General features: G+C 34.1%; 12 protein-coding genes. All 12 read left to right on the forward strand.

Annotation, left to right across the window (positions count from 1 at the left end):
• Positions 1-210 precede the first annotated feature (210 nt).
• The 12 genes from AB1282_RS07380 (at position 211) to AB1282_RS07435 (ending at position 15,926) form a co-directional block, all read left to right on the forward strand.
• A complete protein-coding gene (locus tag AB1282_RS07380; protein ID WP_429898802.1) occupies positions 211-2,031 on the forward strand; it encodes an APC family permease in 1,821 nt (606 codons plus the stop codon).
• 259 nt (positions 2,032-2,290) lie between these two features.
• Entirely contained in the window at positions 2,291-2,488 is a 198-nt protein-coding gene (gene cspD, locus AB1282_RS07385; RefSeq protein ID WP_056469532.1) for a cold-shock protein CspD, read from the forward strand.
• 248 nt (positions 2,489-2,736) lie between these two features.
• Positions 2,737-3,282, forward strand: a complete 546-nt coding sequence (gene hpf / locus AB1282_RS07390; protein WP_056469534.1) for a ribosome hibernation-promoting factor, HPF/YfiA family — start codon at positions 2,737-2,739, stop codon at positions 3,280-3,282.
• A gap of 215 nt (positions 3,283-3,497) precedes the next feature.
• Complete coding sequence (gene secA / locus AB1282_RS07395) at positions 3,498-6,011, forward strand: preprotein translocase subunit SecA (protein ID WP_056469537.1); 2,514 nt, start codon at positions 3,498-3,500, stop codon at positions 6,009-6,011.
• 139 nt (positions 6,012-6,150) lie between these two features.
• A protein-coding gene (gene prfB / locus AB1282_RS07400; protein WP_286131654.1) for a peptide chain release factor 2 occupies positions 6,151-7,249 on the forward strand; the annotation gives its coding sequence in 2 pieces (ribosomal slippage) (positions 6,151-6,213 and positions 6,215-7,249; 1,098 coding nt in all).
• A 457-nt stretch (positions 7,250-7,706) separates the two neighbouring features.
• Entirely contained in the window at positions 7,707-8,585 is an 879-nt protein-coding gene (locus AB1282_RS07405; RefSeq protein WP_335407933.1) for a YitT family protein, read from the forward strand.
• A gap of 61 nt (positions 8,586-8,646) precedes the next feature.
• Positions 8,647-8,985, forward strand: coding sequence for a cytochrome c551 (gene cccB, locus AB1282_RS07410; RefSeq protein ID WP_056469543.1), 339 nt, complete (start codon positions 8,647-8,649; stop codon positions 8,983-8,985).
• A gap of 339 nt (positions 8,986-9,324) precedes the next feature.
• Entirely contained in the window at positions 9,325-10,011 is a 687-nt protein-coding gene (gene ftsE / locus AB1282_RS07415; RefSeq protein WP_056469546.1) for a cell division ATP-binding protein FtsE, read from the forward strand.
• On the forward strand, positions 10,001-10,894 hold the full coding sequence (gene ftsX, locus AB1282_RS07420; RefSeq protein WP_056469549.1) for a permease-like cell division protein FtsX: 894 nt from the start codon (positions 10,001-10,003) through the stop codon (positions 10,892-10,894). Before ftsE ends, ftsX begins: the two co-directional genes overlap by 11 nt.
• 126 nt (positions 10,895-11,020) lie before the next feature.
• Positions 11,021-12,391, forward strand: coding sequence for a murein hydrolase activator EnvC family protein (locus tag AB1282_RS07425; RefSeq protein WP_056469552.1), 1,371 nt, complete (start codon positions 11,021-11,023; stop codon positions 12,389-12,391).
• A gap of 459 nt (positions 12,392-12,850) precedes the next feature.
• Positions 12,851-14,314 (forward strand): catalase, encoded by a 1,464-nt coding sequence (locus tag AB1282_RS07430; protein WP_429898803.1) that lies wholly within the window; start codon positions 12,851-12,853, stop codon positions 14,312-14,314.
• Between the two features lie 178 nt (positions 14,315-14,492).
• The gene (locus AB1282_RS07435; RefSeq protein WP_390310067.1) at positions 14,493-15,926 is read left to right on the forward strand and encodes a S41 family peptidase; all 1,434 of its coding nucleotides are present in this window, start codon (positions 14,493-14,495) and stop codon (positions 15,924-15,926) included.
• Positions 15,927-16,148 lie beyond the last annotated feature (222 nt).

Below are 16,148 nucleotides of genomic sequence, written 5' to 3' on the forward strand. Positions count from 1 at the left end.
AAGCTTCTATTATTTGAGTCGTAAAGTTTTTAAAGTGGCTTTTCATTTTATTGTATTTTAAATTGATTTGGAGGAAAGTTAATATTAATTATTTTGTCAAAACCTTAATAAATTTATGGAAAGATTTTCTTAATATATCACACAATTTTTTCTAATAATGTGATAAACTCAAATGGTTTAGTTTTTAACTTTTTATGTAGAGGTGCACATATGTTATCGATTTTAAAACGATACTTAATTGGTAAACCACTTAAGTCAACAGAGTTAAGTGAACAAAAGTTATCGAATACGAAGGCCTTGGCGATCCTATCGTCAGATGCGCTTTCTTCAGTAGCATACGGTCCAGAGCAGATTCTGATCGTTTTAACTACGGTTGGAGCGGTAGCGTATTGGTATTCGGTTCCGATTGGTATAGGCGTTCTGATTTTATTATTAGCATTAATTTTATCTTATCGCCAAATTATTTTTAGTTATCCACATGGTGGAGGCGCTTATGTCGTATCTAAACAAAACCTTGGTGTTATTCCAGGTTTAGTTGCCGGTGGATCTTTGCTAGTTGACTATATCTTGACAGTAGCGGTTAGTGTGTCAGCAGGAACGGACGCGATTACGTCCGCCTTTCCAGTTTTGCACGCTCATACAGTCTTTATTGCTGTTATTCTAGTTATATGTATTACAATTTTAAACTTACGTGGACTAACTGAATCTGCTTCGATCTTAGCATATCCAGTTTATTTATTCGTTGTAGCACTTGTTATTATCATTATCGTAGGTTTATATAATGTCTTTACAGGCCATGCGCCACAAACAGCGCATTCAGCTATTGGTACGGTTGTTCCAGGGATTTCGCTCTTTATTCTTTTAAAAGCATTTTCATCTGGTTGCTCAGCCTTAACTGGTGTAGAAGCAATTTCAAATGCAATTCCGAACTTTAAAGTACCTTCAGATAAAAATGCGGCAAAAACACTATTGTTGATGGGTTTGATTTTAGCAGTACTATTTTCGGGAGTTATGTTTTTAGCTTACTGGTATGGAATTGTACCAAATGCAGAAGAAACAGTTATGTCCCAATTAGGTTCCGATATTTTCGGACGAAATATAATCTATTTCTTTATACAAGGGACAACGGCGCTAATCCTTGTATTAGCAGCTAATACAGGATTTTCTGCATTCCCATTACTAGCTTATAACTTAGCAAGTGATAAATTTATGCCAAGAATGTACTTACTTCGAGGAGATCGTCTAGGATATTCAAATGGTATTATTACACTTGGTGTAGCTTCAATTTTATTAATTATTGCTTTCCAAGGTAAAACAGAAGCGTTAATTCCATTATATGCTGTTGGTGTATTTGTACCATTTACACTTTCTCAAACAGGTATGGTAATTAAATGGATTAGAGAAAAACCGGCTGGCTGGTTGCCGAAATTAACTGCCAACTTTGTTGGGGCATTTATCTCAGCAACAGTTTCGATTATTTTCTTAACGACTAAGTTAAATCAAGTTTGGTCAATATTTGTTTTTTTACCTATAATTGTTATTCTTTTCTTAAGAATTCGTAAGCACTATGAAGCAGTAGGTGACCAATTAAGATTAAATAATGATATTCCTGAAAAAATTAGTGGAAATATTATGGTTGTTCCCGTTGCTGGGATCACAAAAGTAGTTGAACGTACAATGCAATATGCTCAAGGTATTGCGGATGAAGTTTATGCTGTTTACATTTCTTTTGATAAAGAAAGTGAAGAGCAAATGAGAGAAAAATGGGAAGCTTGGAATCCTAACGTAAAACTCATTGTTGCTCACTCAGAGTATCGAGAAATTACTAGACCACTTTTAAAAGTAATAGATGAAATGGAAGCTAAAGCTCATGAGCAAGGCTTTGAAATTACAGTTTTAATACCACAGTTTATTACGAGAAAAAATTGGCATAATGTTTTACATAATCAATCAAGCTTGTTACTACGAGCGTATTTACTTCATAAACGAAGCGTTATTGTAACTACTGTACCATATAGATTTAAGGTGTAGGGTCAGAGGTTATGAAGAAGGAAAAACTTTAGTAGGAAAAATGATATAAATTTTCGTTTCATAAAACAGGAAAATAATAATAGGGCAGGTCAGAAGGTAAGCGAATATGATAGGTAAGGGAATAGTTAGAATTTTTCGTTATTTGTCGAATTCGTGAAAAAAAAGGCGATAAGCTACTTTTGACTTGTCCTAGTTTTATGATGTATAGTTGAATTGTGGAGAAGATTCACAAGTTTTCGACTGAAGGGAATGGATTTGAATGCAAGGTAAAGTAAAATGGTTTAATGCAGAAAAAGGTTTTGGATTTATCGAGCGTGAAGATGGAGACGATGTATTCGTACATTTCTCAGCTATCAACGCAGAAGGATACAAATCTTTAGAAGAAGGCCAAGCAGTTAGCTTCGAAATCGTTGAAGGTAACCGTGGACCTCAAGCTGCTAATGTTACTAAAATCTAATTTATCCGTTAATAAGTAAATATTTGCTTATATAGATTCGGAACACAAAGGCTTACTCATTTGAGTAAGCCTTTGTTTGTTTTAAATTATTATAAAAAATAATCTGATCTAAACCAAAAAAGTTCAATAAATGGACACAGAGATTTCTCATATTTGACAAAAATTTCAAGGAGGAAATTGAGATAGAAGTGTAGAATATAAATATGACAGCTTTCATTATTTGGAGCTTGATGAAGGAGGAAACCCATATGATGCTAAACATCCGAGGCGAAAATATTGAAATTACTCCAGCGATTCGTGATTACGTAGATAAAAAATTATCGCGATTTGATCGTTATTTTGACGAAGAGTTAACGGCGAGAGTTAATGCTAAAGTATTCCACGACAAGCAAAGAATTGAAGTAACTATTCCTGGAACGTATATGTTATTACGTGCAGAAGAAGAGCATGCAGATTTGTATGCAGCTGTCGATTTAGTTATTGATAAACTAGATCGTCAAATTAGAAAACATAAAACGAAAGTAAATCGTAAGTTAAGAGAAAAAGGTTCATTAAAATTCATGTTTGCACCATCTACTACTGAATCAGCTGTTGCAGTAGAAGAGCACGAAAATGATATTGAGTTAGTTCGAACAAAGCAATTTGATTTAAAACCTATGGATGCAGAAGAAGCAGTGCTACAAATGAATATGTTAGGTCATAACTTCTTTGTATTCTTAAACGGTGAAACGAATAAAACGAACATCGTTTACGCTAGAAAAGATGGTCGTTACGGTTTAATTGAAGCCAAATAAAATTAATAAAAATAATAATAAAAGGACTGAGCTGAAGAATTAGCTTAGTCCTTTTTTGGTCTTATTTACTTATTTTCAAAAAAATTAATTAATTCTAATAGAACAATCTCGACATAAGGTTGTCACTTATCTTCATTTAATGATAAAATTAGAAATAGTATCTACTAACTTAATGACATTTTAGTTTATGACTTTATAATAGAGGAGCGTTACGAATGCTTGGAATGATAAAAAAGGTTTTTGATCTTAATCAGCGACAATTAAATAAAATGCAAAAACAAGTTGATCAAGTTTTATCTTTACAGGATCAGTATACAAAATTATCTGATGATGAACTTAGAGGTAAAACATTTGAATTTAAAGAGCGTATACAAAAAGGTGAAACTCTTGATGATATTTTAGTTGAAGCGTTTGCCGTTGTTCGTGAAGGTGCTACTCGTGTGCTTGGTATGACTCCATATCCTGTACAGTTATTAGGTGGAATTTCTTTACATGAAGGTAATATCTCAGAAATGAAAACAGGGGAAGGTAAAACTTTAACTTCTACTTTACCTGTTTACTTAAATGCTTTAAGTAGCGAAGGTGTTCACGTTGTTACGGTCAATGAATACTTAGCTAGTCGTGATGCGCGTGAAATGGGTCAATTGTATGAGTTCTTAGGACTTACTGTTGGTCTAAATCTAAATAGTATGGAACCAGATGAAAAGCGTGAGGCATATGCTTGTGATATTACGTATAGTACAAATAATGAATTAGGATTTGACTATTTACGTGATAACATGGTTGTATACGCTGAACAACGAGTACAACGTCCACTAAACTATGCTATTATCGATGAGGTTGACTCAATTTTAATTGACGAAGCACGTACTCCGTTAATTATTTCTGGACAAGCAAAACAGTCTGCACAATCTTATATTGCAGCGAATGCATTTGTTGGAATGCTTAAACTAGACAAAGATTATACGTACGATGTAAAAACGAAATCTGTTTTATTAACTGAAGATGGTATTTCTCGTGCAGAGAAAGCTTTTGGCGTAGATAACCTATTTGATTTGAAAAATGTTAACTTAAACCATCATATTACTCAGGCATTACGTGCTCATGTTACGATGACTCATGATGTAGATTATGTAGTTCAAGATGGTGAAATTGTGATCGTTGACCAATTTACTGGTCGTTTGATGAAAGGTCGCCGATACAGTGAAGGTCTTCACCAAGCGATTGAAGCGAAAGAAGGATTAAAAATCCAAAACGAAAGTATGACGCTTGCGACAATTACTTTCCAAAACTACTTCCGTATGTATAAAAAGCTTTCTGGTATGACTGGTACAGCAAAAACTGAGGAAGAAGAGTTCCGTAATATTTATAATATGAATGTTCTAGTTATTCCTACGAACCGCCCAATCGCTCGTATGGATAAACCAGATTTAGTATATAAAACAATGGGTGGAAAATTTAATGCTGTAGTTGATGAAATCGTTGAGCGTCACAAAGCTGGACAACCAGTTCTAGTTGGTACAGTAGCGATCGAGACTTCAGAGTTAATATCTCAATTGTTAAAACGTAAAGGTGTTAAACACGAAGTATTAAATGCGAAGAACCATGAACGTGAGGCTGATATTATCGCATTGGCTGGTCACCGTGGCGCAGTTACTATTGCGACAAACATGGCTGGTCGTGGTACAGATATTAAATTAGGTGAAGGTATTCGTGAGCTTGGTGGATTAGCTGTTATTGGTACTGAGCGACATGAAAGCCGTCGTATTGATAATCAGTTACGTGGTCGTTCTGGTCGTCAAGGAGACCCTGGTGTGACAACTTTCTATTTATCAATGGAAGATGAATTAATGCGTCGTTTCGGTTCAGAAAATTTATCAGTTATGATGGACCGTTTAGGTTTAGATGATTCTCAACCGATTGAAAGTAAAATGGTTTCTCGTGCAGTTGAATCCGCACAAAAACGAGTAGAAGGTAATAACTTTGATGCTCGTAAACAATTACTTCAATACGATGATGTATTACGTCAACAACGTGAAGTTATTTATGCTCAACGTTCTGAAGTTATTGATTCAGATGATTTACAACCAATCGTTAAAAATATGATTGAAGGTACTATTAACAGAGTAGTTCAAGCTCATACTCCAAACGAGCAGCTTCAAGAAGAGTGGAATGTAGAAGGAATCATTGATTTCTTAGAAGCAAACTTATTAAATGAAGATGAAATTACAGTTGAACAATTACGTGTAATTGAACCAGATGAAATGGTTGAATTAATTCAAAAAACAGTATTCGAACGTTACGAAGAAAAACAGGTAGCTTTACCAATTGAACAAATGCGTGAGTTTGAAAAAGTTGTATTATTACGTACAGTTGATAACAAATGGATGGCTCATATCGATTCAATGGATCAACTTCGTGAAGGAATCCATTTACGTGCATATGCACAAATTGATCCACTACGTGAATATCAAATGGAAGGCTTCGCAATGTTTGAAGAGATGATTGCTTCTATTGAAGAAGAAGTATCTCGCATTATTATGAAAGCTGAAATTGAAGCTGACGTAGAGCGTGAAGCTGTACAAGGCGATGCAATTCATGTAAGTAATGATGGTGATGGTGAAGTAAAGAAAAAACCAATCGTAAAAGGCGAAGAGACTGGTCGTAATGAAGATTGTCCTTGTGGATCAGGTAAGAAGTATAAAAACTGCCACGGTAAAGGAATCTAATAAAATAGAAACTATATGAAAAGGGGCAAGGGCAAGTAGTTATTAAAAGAGAAGAGTAACTTTCAAAGGTTATTCTCACTTTACTACTTGTCTTTACCACCTTTTTATTGTTCGTAAAATTTAAACGAGGTGTTATGTAATGGAATTAGTAGAAGTAAAGCAAGAACTAGAAAAGATGGCGAAACGCCTTCAAGCATTTAGGGGGTCTCTTTGACGTCGAAACAAAACAGGCAAGACTAGATGAGCTTGAAGCATTTATGTCAGAGCCAGATTTTTGGGATGATCAAAAAGCTGCACAAGTAGTAATTAGTGAAGTAAATGGTTTAAAAGAGGTTATTAATGAATTCAATGATTTAAATGATGGATATGAGAATCTTGAAGTAACATATGAGTTAGTTAAAGAAGAAAATGACGATGAACTATTTGAAGAACTAATAACTGAAGTAAAATCTTTAACTGGAAAACTAAATGATTTCGAACTTCAATTATTATTAAGCGAGCCATATGATAAAAATAATGCAATTCTTGAGCTTCACCCAGGAGCAGGTGGAACCGAGTCTCAAGATTGGGGTTCAATGTTATTACGTATGTATACTAGATGGGCTGAAAAACGTGGATTTAAAGTCGAAACTTTAGATTATCTACCTGGTGATGAGGCTGGTATTAAGAGTGTAACTTTAGCGATTAAAGGTCATAATGCATATGGCTATTTAAAAGCAGAAAAAGGCGTTCATCGTTTAGTGCGTATATCACCATTCGATTCATCAGGTCGCCGTCATACTTCTTTCGTTTCTTGTGAAATAATGCCTGAGTTTAATGAAGAAATTGAAATCGATATTCGTACAGAGGATTTAAAAATTGATACGTATCGTGCAAGTGGAGCGGGTGGTCAGCATATTAATACAACTGACTCAGCAGTACGTATTACACACGTACCAACTAACACAGTAGTAACATGTCAAACAGAGCGTTCACAAATTAAGAACCGTGAACATGCAATGAAAATGTTAAAAGCAAAACTATATCAACGTAAAATAGAAGAGCAACAAGCTCAATTAGATGAAATTCGTGGAGAACAAAAAGAAATTGGCTGGGGAAGTCAAATTCGTTCATATGTTTTCCACCCATACTCAATGGTTAAAGACCACCGAACAAACACAGAGGTTGGTAATGTACATGCAGTAATGGATGGAGATCTTGATCCATTTATTGATGCTTACTTACGTTCTAAGATTTAATGTTGAAAAATGGGCTGATAAGATTGGGGGAAACTTCTTTCTTACCAGCCCTAATCTTTGAGGACAAAAGAGGTATATTTAATCATTTAGTTAGTCTGTAAATCCATCTTTTAACCTAAAACATCTTCTATCAGACTGCCCGCCAAACGCTTGCAATTAGTCTGAACATCAATTTTTTTGGACTTTGTCTAAACGGACATCTTCTAAATTAGGAGATGTTATTCTTTTGAGCTTTTTTACTTAGGGGGTAGTAAGGGTTTTACCTTACTAATGTGAGGGAGTTACATGAATCATATTTATTTTTAAGGTGTTTTACAAATGGAAGAAAGTAAATTTTGTTTATATGTAATTAAATCTTATTGTTTTTTTCATAATAAAAAATAGAGAGAGTATCCGATAAAAAGGATATAAAATAGAAAAGTTGTCTGTTAGTGAGAAATATTTGAGGGGGATAAGTTTGAAAAAGGTCAGATATTCTACTGCTCTAACTGTAGGGTGGGGAAAAACGTTTTTTGAGTACTTTTTTGTATTAGTTGGTTCTGCAATTATTGCTATCGCGTTTTGTGTGTTTTTATTACCAAATCATATTGCTTCTGGTGGAGTAAGTGGTATTTCGACGATTTTAAAGAGTACGATGGGATTTAATCCTGCATTTGTACAATGGGCATTTAATATACCTTTATTTATTGCAGGGGTATTTTTCTTAGGTAGACAATTTGGGGCTAAAACATTAGTTGGAACTATTTTTATTCCACTTGTTGTTTATTTAGTTGATTTATACAATATTAAACCAGCAACTGATAATCCACTTTTAGCATCAATTTTTGGTGGACTATTTATTGGTTTAGGTCTAGGAATCGTGTTCCGAGGGAAAGCTTCTACTGGTGGAACAGATTTAGCAGCTCAAATTGTTCATAAATATACTGGTTTATCACTTGGGATTTGTGTAGCATTTATTGACGGATTAATTGTTCTTACATCTGCAATTGTTTTTAATCTTGAAAGCGGTATGTATGCACTGATTGCACTTTTTGTTACGAGTAAAACAATCGATTTAGTTCAAATTGGCCTTGCTAGATCAAAAATGGCACTAATCATTACTTCAGAAGTGGAGCCTGTAACAACAGCAATAGTTCACGAATTAGATCGTGGAGTAACAAAGCTAACTGGTGTTGGTGGATATACAAATGAAGACCGTTTAGTATTAATGTGTGTACTTGATCAATCTGAATTTTCTTCTCTTCGTGATATCGTTCGGTCAGTTGATCGAAATGCTTTCATTACAGTCGTAGATGCAACAGAAGTTCTTGGAGAAGGTTTCACAAATTTGACATAAAAAGGTAAAATAAATATTTTTATTAGTAGTAGACTATAGTTATGGGATTTTTAAAGGGGCGATGATTTTTGTGAAAAAGCTACTTCTTGCTTTTATAACTGGTGGTATGCTGTTAACGATTACAGCGTGTGGTTCAAATAATAATACAAGTAAAAAGAATGATTCAGGTGAGCCGGTATCGGTTGCAAGTGGGGAAAAGTTGTTTAAACAAAGCTGTGCTAGCTGCCATGGTGGAGAACTTGAAGGTGTAATTGGACCAAGCTTAAAAAAGGTCGGAGCGAAATACTCTGAAAAAGAAATAGAAAATATCATTCATGATGGTAGAGGTTCAATGCCTAGTGGAGTTGTTCAAGGAAATGACGCGAAAAGTGTAGCGAAATGGCTTGCAACTAAAAAATAAAATGTTTTAAATTCTATAGAAAAAAATTAAAGAAACGGACAATTTTCTGTTAATTAGAAAAGGTCTGTTTCTTTTCATTTTAGTTACATTTTTCCATAATTTGTTAAACAAGCTCGTGAAACGTTCGGAAATAATCCTGTCTATTATTAAAATGTAACATAAATTTATCAATTTTGACATTTTTTAAGTGGTATAATAGAGGAGCTTAGCTGAATTTATCGAAATATGTAAATAGCAGGCGAAATAATAAGATCAAGTAAAGTTAAGTATAATTTCATCCAGAGTGGATCTTATATAGTTTGATAGAAGAAAACGGAACAAAAAATTAAGGAGAATGTCATGATTGAGTTAAAAGATGTTTATAAGACTTATCCTAATGGTGTTCTTGCGGTAGATGGTATTAATGTAAAAATTCGCCAAGGTGAATTTGTGTATGTCGTGGGACCAAGTGGTGCCGGGAAGTCGACATTCATTAAAATGATGTACCGTGAAGAAAAACCATCAAAGGGTGCGATCTTAATTAATGGAATGGATTTAAGCCATATGAAGGATAAAAAAGTTCCTTTATTACGTAGAAATATTGGGGTAGTTTTCCAAGACTATAAATTGTTACCGACTTTATCAGTTTATGAAAATATTGCATTTGCACTTGAAGTTATTGAAGAAAATCCGAAAACAATCAAGAAAAGAGTTATGGAAGTACTTGAACTTGTTAAATTAAAACATAAAGCGCGATTCTTACCAACAGAGCTTTCTGGTGGTGAACAGCAACGTGTTTCGATTGCCCGTTCTATTGTAAATAAACCACAAGTAGTGATCGCCGATGAGCCAACGGGTAACTTAGACCCTGAAACTACATGGGAGATTATGGACATATTTAAAGAAATCAATGATAGTGGAACAACTGTTGTAATGGCAACTCATAATAAAGATATTGTAAATACGATTAAGCGACGTGTAATTGCAATTGAAGCTGGAAAAATTGTACGCGACCAAGCGAGAGGAGTGTACGGTTATGAAAGCTAGAACTGCAAAAAGACATGTTCGTGAGGGACTACGTAGTTTAAAACGAAATGGTTGGATGACGTTTGCATCGATAAGTGCTGTAGCAGTTACTTTAATGCTTGTTGGTGTATTTTTAACCGTAATTATGAATGTAAACCATATTGGTACAACTCTAGAAAAAGATGTAGAAGTACGTGTTTTAGTGGATTTAACAGCAAACAAAGAGCAACAAGCTACTTTAAAAGAAGAAATCAAAAAATTAGATCATGTAACGACTGTTAAGTTTTCGTCGAAAGATCAAGAACTAAACAATCTAATTAAAAGTATGGGAGAAGATGGGAAAGCATTCCAACTGTTTGAACAGCAAAATCCATTAAATGATACGTATATTGTTAAAACAGATTCTCCAGAACAAATCGCACCAGTAGCCAAAAAAATTGAAGGCTTAAAATATATTGATGAAGTAATTTATGGTAAAAAACAAGTTCAAAAATTATTTAATGCAGTTTCGGTAGGGCGTAATATCGGTTTAGTACTGATTTTCGGTCTATTATTTACTGCGATGTTCTTAATCTCTAATACTATCAAAATAACAATCATGGCAAGACGACGTGAAATTGAGATTATGAGATTGGTAGGGGCAACTAATAACTTTATTCGTTGGCCGTTCTTATTAGAAGGTTTACTGTTAGGTGTGTTAGGATCCGTTATTCCAATTGTTTTACTATTAACAGGCTATAAAGTCATTTATAATATGCTAATGCCAAAATTAGCAGGAACAATGTTTACATTATTACCATTTTCACCGTTTGTGTACCAGCTATCTGCGATTTTAATAGGTATTGGTGCAGTAATCGGGATGTGGGGTTCTGTTATGTCAATTCGTAAGTTTTTACGTAAATAAGATTAAATTTTTCATTTATAGTTTTAATAGAGTAATACGATTGATAAGCTCTAGTTCCCAATTTAACGTCTGTCTGAGTTGATACAGGTACTAGGGCTTTTCTATATACATAAGGAGGGATCTTAGATGAATAAGAGAAAATCAACGAAAGTAATAACGATTATGTTATGCAGTACTTTCATCATCGGTGCTATCCCATCCGTTTCTTTTGCTGAAAGTAAATACCAAACTGAAATTGACCGCATTAAAAAGAAGCGTAGTGAGGTTAAGGATAAGACGGACGCAACAAACAACAAAATTGCTGATATAAAGCATGACCAGCATGAAGTTGTTGCGGAGCTTGAAAAACTTGATGCTCAAATGAAACTGACTAAACAAAAAGTTAACCAAACTGAAGATGCAGTTAGTGATGGGAAAAAGCAAATTTCAAAACTAAAGGAAGAAATTAAGTTTATTGAAGAACGTATTAAATCTCGTGAAGAATTATTGAAAAACCGTATGCGTTCTCTTCAAAAGTCCGGTGGAATGGTATCCTATATTGATGTCATTTTAGGTGCTAATAGTTTCGGAGATTTAATTCAACGAATGACTGCCGTACAAATTATTATGAAGGCTGACGAGGACATTATTAACAAGCAAAACTTGGACTTAAAAGAAGTTAGTGCTAAAAAAGATGATTTGACTATAAAGCAAGAAAAAATCGAAAGAGATTTAACGAACTTAAAGAGTCTAAATAATCAACTAGCAAGTCAGGTTAGCGAAAAGAACAAATTAATGGCTTCATTAAAAGCTAAAGAAAGCGAAGCTCATGCAGATGTTTTAGATTTAAAGGAACAAGATGAATTACTAGCAAGTCAGCAGGCTGCAATGCAAAAAGCGCTTGAAATCGCTAAGAAACAAGCTGCTGAAAGAGCTGCCGCAGAAGCTAAACGTAAAGCGGAGGCTAAACGTAAAGCAGAAGCTGCTGCAAAAAGTAAAAAATCATCTACTAGTACAAACCATTCAAGTGGATCTGAAAGCTCTAGTAGTTCAACTAATGCTAGTAATTCAGATAGTACTGGTAGTTCTGATAATACACCAACCGTGTCTAGTGGTAACTTTACAAGACCAGCAAACGGTTATATCTCTTCTGGATTTGGACAGCGTTCATTTGAGGGTGGAGAGTTCCATGAAGGTGTTGATATTGCTTCAGCGGGAAGTGTACCAGTTGTAGCGGCAGCTGATGGAGTTGTAATTCGTGCTTATGTCTCATCTTCTTATGGAAATTGTGTATTTATAACGCATAATATTGATGGACAAGTATGGACAACTGTATATGCTCACTTGGATAGTTTTAATGTATCAACTGGACAAACTGTTTCAAAAGGTATGCAAATTGGTTATATGGGAAATTCTGGTCATTCTACGGGACAGCATTTACACTTTGAATTACATAAAGGTGAATGGAATTATGCTAAATCAAATGCAGTAGATCCTATGAAATATATTAATTTTTAATTTACTAAAAACCTATCCTAAATTATTAGGATAGGTTTTTTTCTTTGTTTTTTGTGATTATTGAATACAAATAAAACAGATGAATAGTCGCAAATAAAACTGTGGAATGGCAAATAAAAATGGAGAATCGCAATTAAAATTTCCAAAACGCAAATAAAGCCAACTAAACTATTAAAAAGAACACATATTATCATAAAAAACTAATAAAATGGTTCGATTTGGAATGCTTAATGTTGAGTTATAGATGAATTTTAGTATTTATATGGCTCTTTTACGTTGAATTTATTAAATCAGCACCTTTTTTAATATAAGAACGGCAAGTCATACCTACATAGTGAAGAATTAATTAAATCAATTAATAGTTTATAATAATTATAATTTGATATTGATTTTCATTATAAGTCAGCTTATTATATAATTATTACTAGATTATAATTATTCTAATTAAGGAGAAATGATATGACAAATAACCGATTAACAACAAATCAAGGCGTGCCAATTGGAGATAATCAAAATTCACTTACAGCGGGACGTAGAGGTCCAACTTTATTAGAGGATTATCAATTAATTGAAAAACTAGCTCATTTTGATCGTGAAAGAGTACCTGAGCGTGTTGTGCATGCACGTGGAGCTGGAGCACACGGTGTTTTCATTACTAAAAATAGTATGAAAAAATATACGAGAGCTAAGTTTTTACAAGATGCCGGAACAGAAACACCAGTATTTGCTCGTTTCTCAACAGTTATTCATGGATTACATTCTCCTGAAACATTACGTGATCCTCGAGGATTTGCTGTAAAATTTTATACCGAAGATGGTAACTATGATTTTGTGGGTAACAATCTTCCTATATTCTTTATTCGCGATGCAATGAAATTCCCTGATATGGTTCATTCATTAAAGCCAGATCCTAGGACCAATCTACAAACACCTAACAGATACTGGGATTTTATGTCTCTAACACCCGAGTCAACAAATATGTTATTACATGTATTTTCTGATGAAGGTATTCCAGCGAACTATCGTCAAATGAGAGGTTCAAGTGTTCACGCATATAAATGGATAAATGAATATGGTAATACTGTTTATGTAAAACTTCGTTGGGTACCAAAGCAAGGAATTGAAAATCTTTCAATGGAAGAAGCCAGTGAAGTTCAAGGTAAAGATTTTAACCATGCAAGTCGAGATTTATATGATTCAATTGAAGACGGGGATTTTCCAGAATGGGACTTATATGTTCAAGTATTAAATCCAGCAGATATGGATGATTTCGACTTTGATCCTTTAGACCCAACAAAAGATTGGTTTGAAGATGTGATTCCTCGACAATTTGTTGGAACGATGGTCCTTAATCGAAACCCTGAAAATATATTTGCGGAAACTGAATCAGTGGGATTTAATCCAGGCGTGTTAGTTCCTGGTATATTACCATCTGAGGACAAGTTACTACAAGGAAGATTATTCTCTTATTCAGATACCCAAAGATATCGTATTGGGGCAAATTATTTACAACTTCCAATTAACTGTCCTTTTGCGAAAGTAGCGAATGGTCAACGTGATGGACATATGCCTTTTGGTCAGCAAACACATCAAATTAACTTTGAGCCAAATAGCTACTCGGATACGCCAAAAGAGGATACAGATTATGTTGAAGTAGCTCAGCCATTAAGTGGTGTTTCTGAGCGGAAAAAAATAGAAAAAACAAATGACTTCGGCCAAGCAGGAGAAGTATGGAATAGATATAGTAGAGCGGAGCAGGATGCTGTTATTAAAAATATTAGTGCTGATCTAGCAGATGTAGATGAAAAAATTAAGCTGCGTGCAGTTTGTAACTTCTATCGTGCAGATGCAAAATTAGGTGAGAGACTTGCTAGCATGATAGGTATTAATCTAACGCCATACTTACAGCATCTACCAAAATAAATTAAACTCTTCTAATAAAAATTTATTAAATCGTGTTCTACTTGCAAACATAAGTGATACAGGCTTATCATATAATAGAACAGAAATAGCATCGCACGTCTGTGTGATGCTTTTTCAGGTACATACACTATTTAATAGATTGGTACGTTCTTAAGGAACGAAAAATAGGAGGTTCTGCATGAATCGTAAAACAACGGCTCTACTTGCGACAGCAACATTTGTTGTTGGTTTGGGGGTAGGAAAATTTACATTTGATGATGGTACAAGTACAATCGTTTCTAAATTCTCTGAGAGTAAAGAAGTAAAAGCTTCTGAAGATGAAAATATTGCTAAAATACAAAAAGCATACGAAATTATTGCAAATCAATATGTGAAAAAAATTGATCCTGATAAATTAACTGAAGGTGCAATCCAAGGGATGGTAACAACTTTAGATGATCCGTTCTCTACTTATATGGATGGAAGGACAGCCAAACAGTTCCATGAATCATTAGGTTCATCTTTCCAAGGAATTGGGGCAGAAGTTTCTAAAGATGGTGACAAACTAATAATTGTATCTCCAATTAAGAACTCTCCTGCGGAAAAGGCTGGCCTGAAACCAAAGGATGAGATTTTATCAGTTGATGGTAAGAGCGTAAAAGGTTTATCTCAATATGATGCGGTGTTAAAAATCCGTGGTAAAAAAGGAACAAATGTTACGATTGAAATACAACGTCCAGGAGTTCCGGACCCAATTAAATTTACAATTAAACGTGATGATATTCCAATGTATACAGTGTTTAGTTCGGTGAAAGACGTAAACAACGAAAAAATCGGTTATATTCATATCACTTCATTTAATGAAAAAACGGCAGACGAGTTTAAGAAAGAATTGAAAAAACTAGAAGATCAAAATATTCAAGGTTTAACAATTGACGTTCGAGGAAATCCTGGCGGGTACCTACAAGCTGTAGAAGGCGTTTTAGGAGAATTAGTTGTAAAAAGTGAGCCATATTTACAAGTTGAAAATAGAAATGGCCAACGTGAGAAGTATTATACTAAATTAAATAAAGCGAAACCATATCCAATTGATGTATTAATTGATAAAGGAAGTGCATCTGCGGCTGAAATTTTAGCAGCGGCATTAAGTGAAGCAGGACATTATGAATTAATTGGTGAAAAATCTTATGGTAAAGGTACTGTACAATCCACATTAGATTTCAAAGATGGTAGTAATATTAAGTTAACGCAATTTAAATGGTTAACTCCAGATGGTACTTGGATTCACAAAAAAGGTATTAAACCAGATGTTGCTGTGAAACAACCTGATTATTTCTACGCAACACCAATTGATAAAAAGAAAACATTTAAATTCGATGACAATGATGAAAATATTAAACAAGCGCAAATCATGTTAAAAGGATTAGGATACGACCCAGGCCGTAAAGATGGATATTTCAGCAAGCAAACAGAGACAGTTGTTAAGAACTTCCAAAAAGCTGTTGGGATTACTGTTAACGGTAAAATTGATCCTCTAACTTCAGAAAAACTTGAATCATCATTAATTGATAAAATTAAAGATGAAAAGAATGATCTACAGTTAGAAAAAGCTTTAGATATGGTAGCTCAATAATAATACACAGAGAGGACAATTTTGAATTGTCCTCTTTGTATAGACAGAGTTCTAAGATTTGGTGGTCAATCTGAGAGAAGGAAATTTATTTCGCCCTCATTTGACATAATTCCCGGGAAATAGATTTGAAATTACAATCCATGCAGGAGTTTTAGTTTAGTATGTCGAAAGTACACTTTATGGAGAAGTGTGCTTTTTTTATTGTTTTGCAGCATATTCTCT

The sequence above is a fragment of the Gottfriedia sp. S16(2024) genome (genome assembly GCF_050473765.1).
Lineage (GTDB): Bacteria > Bacillota > Bacilli > Bacillales > Bacillaceae_G > Gottfriedia.

Excerpts from the sequence above, each read along its gene's own strand:
- AB1282_RS07435 (WP_390310067.1), top strand. The coding sequence starts at position 14,493 with ATGAATCGTAAAACAACGGCTCTACTTGCGACAGCAACATTTGTTGTT.
- cspD (WP_056469532.1), top strand. The coding sequence starts at position 2,291 with ATGCAAGGTAAAGTAAAATGGTTTAATGCAGAAAAAGGTTTTGGATTT.
- AB1282_RS07430 (WP_429898803.1), top strand. The coding sequence starts at position 12,851 with ATGACAAATAACCGATTAACAACAAATCAAGGCGTGCCAATTGGAGAT.
- AB1282_RS07425 (WP_056469552.1), top strand. The coding sequence starts at position 11,021 with ATGAATAAGAGAAAATCAACGAAAGTAATAACGATTATGTTATGCAGT.
- ftsE (WP_056469546.1), top strand. The coding sequence starts at position 9,325 with ATGATTGAGTTAAAAGATGTTTATAAGACTTATCCTAATGGTGTTCTT.
- cccB (WP_056469543.1), top strand. The coding sequence starts at position 8,647 with ATGATTTTTGTGAAAAAGCTACTTCTTGCTTTTATAACTGGTGGTATG.
- AB1282_RS07380 (WP_429898802.1), top strand. The coding sequence starts at position 211 with ATGTTATCGATTTTAAAACGATACTTAATTGGTAAACCACTTAAGTCA.
- ftsX (WP_056469549.1), top strand. The coding sequence starts at position 10,001 with ATGAAAGCTAGAACTGCAAAAAGACATGTTCGTGAGGGACTACGTAGT.
- hpf (WP_056469534.1), top strand. The coding sequence starts at position 2,737 with ATGATGCTAAACATCCGAGGCGAAAATATTGAAATTACTCCAGCGATT.
- secA (WP_056469537.1), top strand. The coding sequence starts at position 3,498 with ATGCTTGGAATGATAAAAAAGGTTTTTGATCTTAATCAGCGACAATTA.